General features: G+C 38.9%; 20 protein-coding genes. 12 read left to right on the top strand and 8 right to left on the bottom strand.

Going from position 1 to position 13,227, the window contains the following annotated elements:
- Positions 1–872 (top strand): alpha/beta fold hydrolase (locus M901_RS00645; protein WP_021276204.1); only part of this gene is annotated, 872 nt, incomplete at its 5' end.
- Here M901_RS00645 and M901_RS00640 read toward each other — a convergent pair.
- Together M901_RS00640 and M901_RS00635 are read right to left on the bottom strand one after the other, a co-directional pair.
- Positions 865–1,905, bottom strand: coding sequence for a Crp/Fnr family transcriptional regulator (locus tag M901_RS00640; protein ID WP_021276207.1), 1,041 nt, complete (start codon positions 1,903–1,905; stop codon positions 865–867). The two genes, M901_RS00645 and M901_RS00640, sit on opposite strands and share 8 nt — an antisense overlap.
- A gap of 114 nt (positions 1,906–2,019) precedes the next feature.
- On the bottom strand, positions 2,020–2,499 hold the full coding sequence (locus M901_RS00635; protein ID WP_034719233.1) for a hypothetical protein: 480 nt from the start codon (positions 2,497–2,499) through the stop codon (positions 2,020–2,022).
- Here M901_RS00635 and M901_RS00630 point away from each other — a divergent pair.
- The 4 genes from M901_RS00630 to M901_RS00615 all read left to right on the top strand — a co-directional run bounded on the left by M901_RS00630 (position 2,475) and on the right by M901_RS00615 (position 5,529).
- A complete protein-coding gene (locus M901_RS00630; RefSeq protein WP_034719229.1) occupies positions 2,475–2,912 on the top strand; it encodes a hypothetical protein in 438 nt (145 codons plus the stop codon). The two genes, M901_RS00635 and M901_RS00630, sit on opposite strands and share 25 nt — an antisense overlap.
- Before the next feature lie 11 nt (positions 2,913–2,923).
- Entirely contained in the window at positions 2,924–3,967 is a 1,044-nt protein-coding gene (locus M901_RS00625) for a medium chain dehydrogenase/reductase family protein (protein ID WP_021276216.1), read from the top strand.
- Positions 3,968–4,051: 84 nt separating this feature from the next.
- Positions 4,052–4,438: a hypothetical protein gene (locus tag M901_RS00620; protein WP_021276213.1), complete on the top strand. Its 387-nt coding sequence runs from the start codon at positions 4,052–4,054 to the stop codon at positions 4,436–4,438.
- Between the two features lie 110 nt (positions 4,439–4,548).
- Positions 4,549–5,529 (top strand): CNNM domain-containing protein, encoded by a 981-nt coding sequence (locus M901_RS00615; RefSeq protein ID WP_021276206.1) that lies wholly within the window; start codon positions 4,549–4,551, stop codon positions 5,527–5,529.
- On the opposite strand, the gene M901_RS00610 is transcribed toward M901_RS00615, so the two are convergent.
- The 3 genes from M901_RS00610 to M901_RS00600 form a co-directional block, all read right to left on the bottom strand.
- Complete coding sequence (locus M901_RS00610; RefSeq protein WP_021276214.1) at positions 5,526–5,960, bottom strand: MarR family winged helix-turn-helix transcriptional regulator; 435 nt, start codon at positions 5,958–5,960, stop codon at positions 5,526–5,528. The genes M901_RS00615 and M901_RS00610 overlap by 4 nt on opposite strands.
- Positions 5,960–6,433 (bottom strand): glutathione peroxidase, encoded by a 474-nt coding sequence (locus tag M901_RS00605; protein ID WP_021276217.1) that lies wholly within the window; start codon positions 6,431–6,433, stop codon positions 5,960–5,962. The genes M901_RS00610 and M901_RS00605 overlap by 1 nt, the downstream gene beginning before the upstream one ends.
- A gap of 65 nt (positions 6,434–6,498) precedes the next feature.
- A complete protein-coding gene (locus tag M901_RS00600; protein ID WP_021276219.1) occupies positions 6,499–7,251 on the bottom strand; it encodes a DUF547 domain-containing protein in 753 nt (250 codons plus the stop codon).
- A 113-nt stretch (positions 7,252–7,364) separates the two neighbouring features.
- Here M901_RS00600 and M901_RS00595 point away from each other — a divergent pair, with 113 nt between their 5' ends.
- Positions 7,365–7,940 carry an RNA polymerase sigma factor gene (locus M901_RS00595; RefSeq protein WP_021276208.1) on the top strand — a complete coding sequence of 192 codons (576 nt, stop codon included), beginning with the start codon at positions 7,365–7,367 and terminating at the stop codon, positions 7,938–7,940.
- Here M901_RS00595 and M901_RS00590 read toward each other — a convergent pair.
- Complete coding sequence (locus M901_RS00590; protein WP_021276210.1) at positions 7,937–8,785, bottom strand: matrixin family metalloprotease; 849 nt, start codon at positions 8,783–8,785, stop codon at positions 7,937–7,939. The genes M901_RS00595 and M901_RS00590 overlap by 4 nt on opposite strands.
- 137 nt (positions 8,786–8,922) lie before the next feature.
- Positions 8,923–9,567, bottom strand: coding sequence for a fructose-6-phosphate aldolase (gene fsa / locus M901_RS00585; protein WP_021276215.1), 645 nt, complete (start codon positions 9,565–9,567; stop codon positions 8,923–8,925).
- A 112-nt stretch (positions 9,568–9,679) separates the two neighbouring features.
- On the opposite strand from fsa, the gene M901_RS00580 reads away from it, so the two are divergent.
- Positions 9,680–10,495, top strand: coding sequence for a hypothetical protein (locus tag M901_RS00580; protein ID WP_198295312.1), 816 nt, complete (start codon positions 9,680–9,682; stop codon positions 10,493–10,495).
- 2 nt (positions 10,496–10,497) lie between these two features.
- Here the strand turns inward: M901_RS00580 and M901_RS00575 are convergent, their stop codons facing one another.
- Complete coding sequence (locus M901_RS00575; RefSeq protein WP_021276202.1) at positions 10,498–11,502, bottom strand: site-specific integrase; 1,005 nt, start codon at positions 11,500–11,502, stop codon at positions 10,498–10,500.
- A gap of 204 nt (positions 11,503–11,706) precedes the next feature.
- Between M901_RS00575 and M901_RS16065 the strand changes: the two genes are divergently transcribed.
- From M901_RS16065 to M901_RS18270, 5 genes are read left to right on the top strand one after another with little or no spacing between them, the layout of a single operon-like run.
- Complete coding sequence (locus M901_RS16065) at positions 11,707–11,973, top strand: hypothetical protein (protein WP_198295311.1); 267 nt, start codon at positions 11,707–11,709, stop codon at positions 11,971–11,973.
- The gene (locus tag M901_RS18275; RefSeq protein WP_081653284.1) at positions 11,963–12,145 is read left to right on the top strand and encodes a ribonuclease III domain-containing protein; all 183 of its coding nucleotides are present in this window, start codon (positions 11,963–11,965) and stop codon (positions 12,143–12,145) included. The genes M901_RS16065 and M901_RS18275 overlap by 11 nt, the downstream gene beginning before the upstream one ends.
- Entirely contained in the window at positions 12,111–12,548 is a 438-nt protein-coding gene (locus tag M901_RS16060; protein ID WP_157679746.1) for a hypothetical protein, read from the top strand. Before M901_RS18275 ends, M901_RS16060 begins: the two co-directional genes overlap by 35 nt.
- Positions 12,533–12,667: a GTPase gene (locus M901_RS16915; RefSeq protein WP_021276211.1), complete on the top strand. Its 135-nt coding sequence runs from the start codon at positions 12,533–12,535 to the stop codon at positions 12,665–12,667. Before M901_RS16060 ends, M901_RS16915 begins: the two co-directional genes overlap by 16 nt.
- Positions 12,618–12,998, top strand: coding sequence for a GTPase (locus M901_RS18270; protein WP_081653283.1), 381 nt, complete (start codon positions 12,618–12,620; stop codon positions 12,996–12,998). The genes M901_RS16915 and M901_RS18270 overlap by 50 nt, the downstream gene beginning before the upstream one ends.
- Positions 12,999–13,227 lie beyond the last annotated feature (229 nt).

The following is a 13,227-nucleotide window of genomic DNA, read 5'->3' as shown; positions in this document are numbered from 1 at the left end:
TTCGAATAAAAGTTGTTGATCGTCAAGCAGCAAGTTGGATTTTCTGTCTCCATGGTTTAGGTGAACATCTTGATCGTCATACCTATGTAGAATCACTTCTTGGAAAGCAATTCAACTATGTTTTTCTCGATCACCGTGGACATGGAATGAGCGGAGGGAAGAGGGCCTATATTGACTCTTTTGAAACCTTTGCCAAAGATCTGAGGGAAGTCATTCTCTCTTGTCTCGAAAAATTTAATATTACTGAATATGGAATTTATGCCCATTCGATGGGCAGTCTTGTCGCCTGTGATTTCTATAAGAACTTTTCAAAAGATATTCTAAGGCCAAGCGCGATATTTCTCTCTTCTCCTGCTGTTGGTTTCCCTGGACTTGGGAAGGTTTTAGGACTCTCGGGAGCCTCGTTAACGGGCCTGATCAAAGATCTGCCAATGAGTTTTGATATCGATGCGGATAATGATCAAGATCGCTATTCTCATGATGCTAAGGCCCTCTATGATCTTATGAAAGATCCTCTTGTTAATCAGCATACAGAATCGAAATTAATGATGGAGATCGTCCATCGTGCCAATGAAGTTTTTGAAACGGCAATTGATTTCCAGTGTCCAGTTAGTGCTGTTGTTGCAAGTTCTGATAAGGTGGTTTGTCCTCATGCGGCCATCGAGTACTTTACAAATAAAGAATTTATTGAAGAATTGGTCATCGTTCCCGGTGGCTATCACGAACTCTTTGTTGAGATAGAAAAGTTCAAAGCTCCTTTTATGAGGACACTCAAAGCTTTCTTTGAGGCCCGTTTGAGTGTGACAAAATCTAGTGACGTTGAGTTCAGCTCTCCTGTTGCGGCAGCGAAGGCCTCAGAACTTACTATTTAAGTCTCTTATCTTGATTAAAATTTTCAAATGCGGTTAGTATTTTGACCATTGGTAGAAGTGACATCACTCTATTTAAATCAACGCCACAAACGGCCTTATTCTCATTATTAAAATAGGGCTCATCAATGAAGTTACCCTTTATAGCGCCGACATAGTCAGATTGCGAAATATTAATTTTCTCCTTTCTTAGTTCATCAATAATTCCCTGAATATTTACGGTAGGGTGTAAAGTTGGATAAGGAACGGCCTCGTGCTTCTTTCTTATTCCATCAAGAAGATGAATACAGTTTTCACTAACATGTAACTTCTTATCATCCTGAAGGTGCCTCTCTTTATTTAGAAAGATGATGGCCTTTTTAAAAATCTCAACATCATTCGTGTAGATAAGTTTAAGCTGTCCTTCTTTATCTGGCTTTCTTTGAATTAAATTTAAGTTCTCCAATATTTTTATAAACTCCTTAATCTTGACCTCACTAAAGCTGAATATATCATGTGAGAACAAGTCTAATGTTGACTCGTGAATCGTTGACTCATTTCCTTGTTGATCTGCCTGACATTTGAAGGCCATATAGAAGACGCTAAAGAGGCGGATAACTTCAATCTCTTTAAAAAAATTGTAAACGCCCCCGGCCCGGAGTTCGTTATAATCCATACTCACTGAGTTTGACTCAAAGGCCTTAACTTTAGTATTTTGAATATTGAGTCGAGAGGTGAGTGTATTGAGTATTGTTTGAAACCATGGATTAAGTTTATCATAGGCGTTCTTGAAGGCATCAAAACTGACTTCATATAATTCAGTAGAGACAATCGCTTCGGCAGAGGCATTTCTACGATTCTTATTATTTTCAAAGAGTGCCATTTCGCCAACCAGTTCACCTTGATGGAGAACGGCCAGCTCTATATAGCCCTTTCCCTTGGGACGAAAGATTCGAATCATCCCAGATTTAATGATGTAGAGATTTTCTGCCGGCTCATTCTCTCTAAAGAGCATTTCATTTGGCTTAAGAAAAATTGTCTTTGACGAATTTGGCATGAAATCCTCCTTCTTAGGAACTCTTCACGCTCAATTATTGTCATTTTCAAGGATAAACCTTAACAAATTCAGGGTAAATTATGGGGGATTCTTGATGTTCGCTCTCTGGCCGCTTTAGCGCCAGTAGAAACCAAACCATAGTCTCGTACTTGATTCTGAGGCCGAGTGTTGTTCAACTGAAAATGTAAAACCAGAGTTTTTAAACATTTGAAGATCAATACCTGCACCCATTCCAAAGCCTGAGTCTGTTCGTGATTTCTTGGCCATGCTTCCAAAGCCAATTTTTCCTTCGGCAAAGAGAAATGGTTGTCCAGGTGTTTTTCGACCCATATAGGCCAGAGGATAAATATAAGGACCAAGAGTAAAGTCTCCCTGAGAGAAACTATTTGAGCCACTTTGATAGGTGAATGCTGTATTGAGGCGGAACATTGTCTTTGGAGTTGTTGAAAGCCCAAAGCGCACCAGGGTGGCCGTTCCTGATCTCTCTTCGCCATCATCCGCTGTATCCTGACCTATATTGAAGTTAAATTGAAACTTATTGGCCATTGTTGGTGTTGAGAGAAGAATGAATGTCATCAATAGGAGCTTTTTCATACGTTCAATTCTACCTCGAACTTGACGGTCTCTGTAAGCCTAGGGAAGATATTACTACTATGTTTAAGTCAGTTTTATCTTATCTTCAAATCTCGGCGTTAGGGATGTTTGGAATACTTCTATTTGCTTACCTCATGCTTCCGTCTTTGGAGAATCTTAAGGGAAAGTGTTTCTATTATTCTAGTCAGGGTTTTTCTCGTGAACTTAAGCAAGGAAGACTCTTTTTCTTTAAAGTCGATTCAAATGATATTCTTCGCTACCATGTTGATTACTATGAGATTAACTTTAGTAAGGATAAGCTGATAACTAAGCTGACTAAGAAGAAGAGCGGAACTTTGAGCTATCTTTTTCAAAGACAAGGTCATGAAGAATTTCAATGCCCTCGTGAGTTAGGTGAAGAGATTAAATTATAAGGAAATTAAAGATGAAGAAAATAGTGATTCACAGTGCTGGAGGATATGAAAAACTTAAGCTTGAAGAGCACCCTGATCTCAAATGTCAGGTCAATCAAGTAAAGGTTAAAGTTCAGTATAGTGGTATTAATTATGCCGATATTTGTATACGCTGGGGAATTTATGAATCGGCAAAACAATATGTGGGCTGGCCAATTACTCCAGGTTTTGAGTTCTCTGGTATTGTAGAAGAAGTTGGCGCCGAGGTTTCAAAGTTTAAAGTTGGTGATGCTGTCTTTGGTGTTACTCTCTTTGATGCTTACGCAAATCAGGTTGTTGTCGAAGAGGGCTTCCTCTTTAAAAAGCCAGAGGCCTTAAGTTTTGCACAGGCCGCTTGTTTTCCAGCGGTCTTTCTTACGGCCTATCATGGTCTCTTTCAAAACTTTGTCTTTAGAAAAAAGTCCAAGGTTCTTATTCATTCTGCGGCTGGAGGGGTGGGAAGTGCTTTGGTTCAACTCGCAAAATGGCATGACTGTGAGGTTACTGGTGTTATTGGAAGCTCACATAAGAAGGATCATCTCCTAAGTCTTGGCTGCGATCATATTATTGATAAGTCTCAAGAAGACCTTTGGCAAAGAGCGAAGCAAATTAGCTCGCAGGGATATGATGTTATCCTCGATGCCAATGGAGTTAAAACTCTCAAAGAAAGTTTCAATCATCTTCGCCCAACAGGAAAGCTTGTGGTCTATGGGTTCCATACGATGCTTCCAAAGAGTGGTTCTGGTTCTGGACGTTTAAACTTCTTAAGCTTGGTTTGGAATTATCTAAAAACACCGCGCTTTAACCCCATTGATCTGACTTCTGCCAACAAAAGTATTATGGCCTTCAACTTATCCTTTCTCTTTGAGCACCGAGAAATCTTAGATGAGGCGATGGTCACACTTTTGGCACTTGTTGAGCAAGGGGTCATTAAGGGACATCCTATTAGTGAGTTTGATGCAGAGCATGTCGCACAGGCCCATGAACTCATTGAATCGGGGAATTCTGTCGGTAAGATCGCGATAAAGTGGAATTAGAAAACAGAAATTGTGGACTTTTCACACTTTCTTGCATAAAAAACTCTCAACAACACAAACACAATAATTTATTGAGAGGGTCTTATGCTTCAGAGTTTTCTGAATACTTCTGTCTTCATCTTTTTTACAGCGCTAATTTCACTAACGACTCCGGCCGCTAATGCCGCTGAGCATAAGTGTGTTCCTCTAAGAGGAATGAGTTGTGCTTTTGATTATAAGCTTAACTGTCCGGTAGGTTTTCAAGATGGTTGTGAAACAGGAGAGTCGGCGTATCATATTTGCCTACCACAGTCCGGTCCTGAGTGTGGTTTTGAAGTGGCCACTTTTTGTCCCGAGGGATTTATTAATGGTTGCTTCTTTGGAGAGTCCGCCTCTCATCGCTGTGTACCTATAACTGGTCCATCATGTGAGGTTGAGATTTCGATCTCATGTCCACTGGGATTTGTGGATCTGTGCTCATTAGATGTTTAGAGATATTCATAGAGATAATCGCAAGGAAGTCCCACGACTTTCTTTGAATCTTAAAACGGAGAGTGGTATATTAGAAGTATTCGTTCCACGTTTTAGGAGTTTAAAATAAAATGAGTGCCTTAATCATCTTCATTGTATTGGCAGTTGGAGTTTCATTTCTTTGTTCAATCCTTGAAGCTGTTATTCTAAGTATCAGTCCAGGTTATCTTGAATCACTGAAGCATAGTTCTCCAGCAGTATATAATAGGCTTAGGCCATTAAGAGATAATATTGAAAGACCTCTGGCCGCAATTTTGAGTTTAAATACTGTGGCCCATACTATTGGGGCAACAGGAGCAGGTGCTCAGGCACAAGAAATTTTTGGCGATGAACTCTTCACGCTCTTCTCTGTGATTTTAACACTGATCATTCTCATTTTTTCTGAGATTATTCCCAAGTCAATTGGTGCCAGATATTGGAAAGCTCTTTCTCCATTTTCTGCACGAGTGCTGCCTATTCTTGTCGTCATTACTCTGCCACTTGTTTGGATTAGTGAGAAGATTTCTTTGCTTTTAAAAGGCGATGATGAAGAGAAGATTACTCGTGATGAGTTTAGTGCTATCGCTGAAATTGGCCTCAAAGACGGTGCCATTCATAAAGAAGAATACGAAACATTTAAAAGTTTACTTCAATTCCCTGATCAACCAATTGGTTCAATTGTAAAGCTTATTGAAAATGCTGTGACAGTGAGGGCCTTCCACACTATTGAAGAAGTATTTCAACTCTGTGAGAAAGAGAGGTATTCTCGTTATCCAGTCATTGGTGATCATGAAGATGATGTTAGAGGCTACATCCTTAGAACCTCAGTTCTCTCATCGATTGCAAGAGGTGAGCGACCAACAGTGGAAGATATTACCGTTCCAATGCTTCATGTGACAGAAGATATCCCTATTAGAAATGTCTTTAAAAAATTGATAAAGCGTCAAGAGCATATGGCCGGTGTTATAAAAGAAGACTCTTCATTCTTAGGAGTCGTAACTTTAGAAGATATTATCGAAACAATTCTAGGTCTTGATATTAAGGATGAAACGGATGAGGAAGAGGACGTTTAGTCCTCTTTCCAATTCATATAGAGCTCGTCTAATGTCGTCTTGAGTTTTCTCAATTCATCAATATTCATTTCTGTTGAACAGGCTATCTTGGCAGGAACCTCTAGTGCTCTGTGCTTAAGATTAATCCCTTCATCTGTTAGAGCGATGAGAACAATTCTTTCATCTTCTTTTGAGCGCTTCTTTTGGACAAGCCCCTTGGCAATGAGTCTCTTAAGAAGGGGAGTTAGCGTTCCTGAATCGAGACTAAGCTTTTGACCAAGCTCTTTAACTGAGAGATTTTGATTTTCCCAAATAACCATCATGGCCAAATACTGAGGATAGGTGAGATCTATCTCATCTAAAATGGGACGATACTTGGCAACCATCAGCTTGCTTAGTCTATAGAGACTAAAGCAAAGCTGATTGTCTAATTTTAATTGGCCTTGATCCATTAAAGTAGTTCCTCAATATCTTTTTCAAGTTCGTTTGGTTTAACTTGAGGAGCGTATCTCTTGACTGGTTCACCATTTTTATCAATGAGAAATTTCGTAAAGTTCCATTTGATATTTTGTGAACCAAGTAGGCCAGGCCTTTCCTTTTTCAGGTAATCATAAAGAGGGTGAGTGTTTTCTCCGTTAACATCAATCTTATCAAAGATTGGAAAACTGACGTTGAATTTTAGATCACAAAACTCTGCAATCTCATTTGATTCTCCTGGCTCTTGCTTTCCAAACTGATTACATGGAAAGGCCAGTACCTCAAGTTTTCCCTCATACTTCTTGTAAAGTTCTTGAAGTCCTGCGTACTGTGGTGTGAATCCGCACTTACTTGCAGTATTGACGATAAGAATGACCTTATCTTTAAACTCTGAGAGCTCGCGCTCCTTACCTGTGATATCTATTGCTTTAAAATGGTGAATACCCATATTGATCTCCTTGTTAGGAAGAATATAGCAGATATTTAGATTGTGCACAATCTAATTTTGTAAAATTAATTATTCAACTTCCAATCATAATTATTCCAGCTACTTGGAATATCTCCTGAGATAATTCTTTGCTGAATACTTTTATCTTGAACGATTCGCTTCGCTACAAAGTGGAGGTAGGATTGATACTTATTCTTGAAGTCATCACCATACCACTTAAAAATTTTTGACAAGTAAAGGCGCTTCTTAGTGAGGCGGTTTTCATTCTGATCAGTAATAAAGAGGATGGCCTGCTCTTCTAAAAGCTTGTCTAAATTCTTATCTGTATAGGCCTGTGTCGCTAGAGGAGGACAGCCAAGTGAGGCACAGACTACGGCAAAATGAATGCGAGGCTCATCAAAGTTCTTTCTTATATACTCATGCTCTATCTGATCAAGATGAGTTTTCTTTCCAAAGAGCGTGAAGAATCTCTTCTTCCATGGAGAGCTAAAGAAGCTTCCTATATCTTTAATAGAGTCCACAGGGTAGTGATTGAGAATGAGCTTGATTGTAAAAGCGTTGTAACTATTAATGAGAAAGGCCAGTCTTTGTGGCTTGGTGAATTGGTCGAATTCTTCTTTCTTTAATTCGGAAAACTCTCTGAGGGTGTCATTTAAGATCTTTGGGTTCTTTGAGAGCTCTTGGTAATTAAAAAGCGTCTGCTTAGCTTCAACTCGTAGGTATTTTTTTAGTATCAAGTTCCAATGACTATATTGATGATCAAAGGCCATCACCTGATTGGTCATAAAGATTGTGAGTATTAGCAGTATATTTCTCATATTAGTATTCTCCCATAATATTGAAGAGCTGACTTAATTTAGTGGTGAATTTGACAAAAAAGTGACAATCTAAAATATTTACCTGAGTCCATTATTTGGGTAGAATTGAGAGGATGAAAAATTTTAGTGATCCTGATTTCTTAGAAAAAGTAAAGGCCCTTGATAATGAGGCCCTCTCACATTTGATCGATAGCTACACCGATCACTTATATAAGGCCGGACTTGGCCAAGGGCTAAGCCCTGAAATAGCACAAGATGTCACGGCCAATACTTGGACGACTTTTATTGAAGTTGTCCCTCGTTTTGAGGGAAGAAGTCATATTAGAACATTCCTCTTTGGGATCTTCTACAATAAAGTCTCTGAAATGAGACGAGCTAATTTTAAGTATGACAAGACTGATCCTATAGAAGAGGCCCTCGAATCTTCCTTTGCTCCAGATGGGCATTGGGCCAAGGAATGGGCCGATCCTGAAAAGAGTTTAAGCTCATCAGAGATGTTAAAAATTATACAGATTTGTATGGATCACCTGCCTGAAGTGCAACGTAGTGCTTTCTACCTTAAGCATGTTGAAGGTGAGGAAACAGACTCAATTCTTGATATTTTAAACCTCACCAATGTGAACTTTCGCCAGATTATTTTTCGAGCAAAGAATAGAATTAGAAATTGTGTTGAAAGAGCGCTGGCCTAATCAGCAGTGCTATTGATTCCATGCTTATGAACTTCGACTAGTCTTTCATTCTGGTAATGATAACAATTCCCATCTGTTCGCATCTCAATATAGCCTTTGAAATAGCGTGGTGTCTCTTCGCCTTCAGTCGTTAGGGCAAGAGCACTTGCTGAGATTGCTGCAACATTATTATAGTTGCTCGTGACGTAGCTTATATCATAAGCCGTTACTTCTCTTTTGACTTCACTAGCACTAAGAGTTGGTTGCATAACACTTGGAATAACTGAAGACGTTGTATGCTTAAGACCGATCATATGCCCTAGTTCATGGAGAACGACAGAGGGGAGGTCATAGTTATAGCTATTGCTTGTATCGTTAGTAAAAGTGTAGTCGCGATAATTCATAATGATATCGGCATGACTTAGCTTTATATAGCTTCCCTTGTACTCACCAAGATATGAGGTTACGGCCAGAACTCCTGAGCCAATATATGAGAACCAATTTGTACTCTTGTAAATTCCAATTTCTCCATCGAGATAGCTATCGAGATTGGTATAATTAAGATTTGTTCTTGAGTGAGTTGAACTAATATTGAAGTAAGTTCGTGCAGGATCGGCCTCATTCCACTGCTTTTCCATTTGTTCGATAAGGTTGTGGCCATCGGAGTCATCTCCCTCACCACTAACTTCAGCAAGCATCGTATCACCAATATAGACTGTGAGGGGAAGGTTGGCCCCATCCCACTTCATTGGTAGCTTACTCGTTTCTGCTACTGGGTCTGTCGAGATATTATCTGTCCCATTTTTTTGAGCATTACACGAGATAAGTGTTGTAAGTATAAGTGATAATAATAGTATGCTTTTCATTATTCCCCATTTACCTATAGGCATATTCTAAGCTCGCTTCGGCATTTTTGAGGGGAAAATTACTAAAAAAATAGGGGCCGTATAAGCCCCCGTTTTTATTTCTAAATTTAGTATAAATAATTTAGTGATTTGATCGTCTATTTTTTAGACTTCTCGTGATCAGCAAGAAATTGTGCCAGTCCAATATCAGTCATTGGGTGGTGGAATAGTTGCTTGATAACCTTGAAAGGCATTGTTGAAACATCTGCTCCGATAAGAGAAGCTTGCTTAACGTGATCAGCATGTCTTACAGAAGCGGCTAGAATTTGAGTTGTGAACCCGTACATATCATACATATGTCTAATTTCTTGGATCAGTCCCATTCCATCAACACCGATGTCATCAAGTCTTCCAATAAATGGAGAGATATAAGTTGCTCCATTCTTGGCCGCTAGGAGTGCTTGGTTTGAGCTGAAGCAAAGAGTGACATTTGTCTTGATTCCATTTTCAGAAAACCACTTACAAGCAGCAATTCCATCTTCAGTAAGTGGAAGCTTAATAACGACGTTGTCGTGAATCTTAGCAAGTTCTTTACCTTCTTTGATCATACCATCTTTGTCTGTTGCGATAACTTCCGCAGAGATAGGACCGTCGATAATCTCACAGATATCTTTAATAACTTCTTCTTGTGTTCTTCCTGTTTTTGCGATGATTGAAGGGTTTGTCGTTACACCATCGATAATTCCCCATTCGCTGGCCGCTTTAATTTCTTCAATATCACCTGTATCAATAAAAAAATCCATATTTTCTCCCTTAATTAAGATGCAAAATTCCTATCAAAGGTAGCACGGAGCCCGTTTAGGTGACAAGTTTTTCATGGCTGGACAAGCACATGATATGGGGCATAATAGAAGTATGAAGTTCTTAATCATCGCATTAATTTACTCAGTTACTTGGGCCAATACTGCTCAAATCGTCACTAAGCAGGAGACGTTAAATACTAGTAACTTTCCAAAGTTTGATGATTACGCGAACTATCATAAGACAAAGGGACTGGACTCTTTCTACGACCCAAATATTGATTACTCAAAATTTTCTGGTCGTGTTAGTGATAAGTCTAGTGATGCAACAATTCTCAAGATTCAGGTCGAATCATTAAATACAAAATTCTTTAAGGCATCTGATCCTCTTAAGTTTTGGGTGACAAAGAAAAGAGAAGAGGAGCCTTGTCAGGGTAATATTCGCGCTATTGAAAAAGGTTATCTTACTCTCTATGTCAAGAATCTCTATCCATGTTGGGGACCTTCTCATACGTTTAGACGAGGAACGATCTTAGTCTTTAAATCTGATCGTCTGGCCAAGAGAATTCAAACTGCTTCTCGCTATCGTGTCGCTCTTCTTGCGAAGAAGAGGGACTTTCTCTATCAGCTTAATCGTGTGAACAAATTTGTCTGGGGCTTTAGACAGGAACAAGTCGATTTGGCCGCACAATATGATAAGCAAATTCTTGAATTACAGAAGAAGAAAGAGCAGGCCCTTAACCTGTTACTGGCCAAGAAGAAAGATCAAATTAAGATTCAAAAAGAGTTGATCTATCGCCTCGACGAGTTAGATCAAGACCTAACTTTTTATCGAGTTGAAAAAGACGAACTTTATACGGATCGTTGGCACTTAGATCAAGACGCAGGAGTTCCTGTTTATAAGAAGCCAGCACCTTTAAAAGTCGAGTAGACTTAAGAAAAGTTTGTGACGTCCTTATAGGCCTGTTCTATAAAATCATCAGTAAAAACATTCTGACTAAGGTGATCCTTGTATAATTTTAAAGAGTATGAAGGGGAAACTCCAAGCCATTCTTTAATGATTGTTCCGTTGATTTCTTTATGAAGCCAAGTGAAAATACAAGATTGCCTCAGGGATTTTGGGGTAATCTCCATCACGAGCTTCTTTCTCCAACTATCGAAGATGAGCTCAATACCTCTTGCAGAGATTCCGCCTGAGAGGATTTTATGAGCATTTGCATTGAAGAATATTTCACTGAATTCAATTGTGTGACTTGATTTTACTTTGTTGAGTAGGTTGAGATATCTCTCATAGACCTGTTGAAAGAATTCAGGCAGGGCCACGGTATAAGGATCTCTCTTAGGATGTGTGATCATCACACGTGGACTCTTTCCAAAGCTAAAGTGATCTCTTTGAAGTTGTGAGAGATCGGAAACTTTAAGCCCACCAGTATAAATAAGAAGAAAGATGAGTTGGTTTCTTTGTATTTTTAGTTTGTCGAGTTGTGAGTTCGCCTGTTTCTCATCTTCTAATAGGTGGAGCCAAAGAGTTTTAACATTTGCGAAGTTCGTTGGCCTTGGTATATCGAGAAACTTAGGAGATGTCGGAACTTTTCTCACCGGGTTGTGATTAAAGATGGCCCTCTCTACTAAGTAGTCAAAGAATAGGCGCAGGGCCTGAATGCGACGACGACGAGAGTTATCAGAAGTGTATTTAACTTCTAGGTACTTTCCGTACTCAACAATTTCGGGAATAGAGAAGCCTTCGATATTCACGTGTTTCTGATTTTCCACTAGATAGTGATTGAAGCAATCGAGATCAGTCTTATAGTTTTTAAGAGTGTTCACACTACGACCCTTATTTTCTAAATGCTGATAGAAATCGCACTGCCATGAGTAGAGTTTATTCATTTCTGGCGAGTTCTTTCCTTGCTCATTCTTATCTGTTTTCATATCCATGTGAAAAACCCTTGAGAGTTCAATATTTTACGAAGTTTCCTTCATATAATTTGTTTAATAAATCTCACATATTGTACCCATCTAGTTAAATTTACACAACTTAAAATCTTCTCTTGCTTATGACGTGCCGTGGTGATAAAAAGCCTCTAACAATTAAATATAAGGTGAAAAATGACTGGTAAGACGACCTCGCAAAGTACAGATATGGCTTTGAATAATAGCTTTGGTGCATTTGTCTATGAAAAGACAATTGCTAAAGCAGAGGTATCTCTTCAGGAAATTTTCACACAATCACAGCTCATTACCGAGCTACAACAGCAAATCAATTATCAATTTCAAGAGCTTGATCATCTGATCGAGTCCTTAACTCATCGCTCTTTTGTTCATGAGTTTAGCAAGCAAAAACGTCGTAGTTACGAGCGTCTAGAATTTCGTCGGGGATGCCGTTCTTGGGAGTTATATCACATATGAGCTCTTTACGAAGTTTGCAGATGAGTCCGAAGGAAAGCTGTCTAAGTTAAGAAGTGCTCTTGTTAATGAAAGGGCCCTCGCCGATATTGGTCGTTTTATTAAAATCGATCAGATGGTGCTGCTTGGAAAGGGTGAACTTGTTAACCCAATTAATGATTCTAATTATTTGTGATGTCTTTGAGGCCCTTATTGGTGCTGTCACAATTGATACTGATATGAATAGGGCTTACGAGCTGCTCCAACATATTATTGGAGAGTATGAGAGCTTTTCTCGATCGGCCTTTATTGATGAGAAGAAACTATATCTCTTTGATCCAAAATCAACTCTTCAGGAGTTAACGATGAGGGAATATAAAACTCTTCCAGAATATCGTGCCAAGAGTATTGAAGAGGGCTTCCTCGTTGAACTACATATCAACGACAAAAAAGTTGATGAAATTATTGGTCATAGCAAGAAACAACTACAGAAAGAATTAGCGTTAAGATATCTAAATTTCAATTTTAGACTAAGGAGAAGATTATGCTTATTGAAAATCAACACCCAGACAATAAGTCAATTATGGTTGCTATTTTAGGTGCTCCAAATGTTGGAAAGAGTTCACTTGTAAATTACCTACTTGGAATGGATCTTAGTATTGTGACGAATAAGCCACAGACGACAAGAAGTAAAGTTTCATGCGGTTTTAACTATTGATAAGACTGAAATTGTTCTTGTTGATACTCCAGGTCTACACAAATCAAGCCAAGAGCTAAATAAGAGAATCAACCAACAGGCGAGAGAAGGTGTTGATGGAGCAGATCTTAATCTCCTATTAATTGATCTTACTAAAGATGTTCTTCAACAATTTGTTGATTTCAAGGAAAACCTGAAAAAAGAAATTGGAAGAACTTGGGTAGTCTTTACAAAAGCTGACCGTGTTGAAGCAGCTTCTGAGCTTCCTTTGTCTATGGTGATGGAAAAGGCAAAAGAAATTGTTCCTAATCTAGAAAAACATTTTCTTATCTCAAATAAGACAGGGGAGTAATGTTCACCTTCTTACAGGAGAGATCTGTGACACAGCAATACCTGGGCCTCACTTCTATGACAAAGGGTCAATCTCTAATAAGCCAGAGAGATTCTTTGCAACTGAATATATCAGAGAGCAAGCTTTTGCCCTTTTAAAAGATGAGCTTCCATATGAGCTAGCTGTTGTTATTGATGAATATAAAGACTTCAAAGATAAGACGGGTCAGCCAACTTCTCACTATTTCTGC

This window comes from Bacteriovorax sp. DB6_IX, from assembly GCF_000447775.1.
GTDB lineage: Bacteria > Bdellovibrionota > Bacteriovoracia > Bacteriovoracales > Bacteriovoracaceae > Halobacteriovorax_A.
The sequence above is the reverse complement of the archived record's forward strand: the minus strand, read 5'-3'. Positions and strand labels throughout refer to the sequence as shown.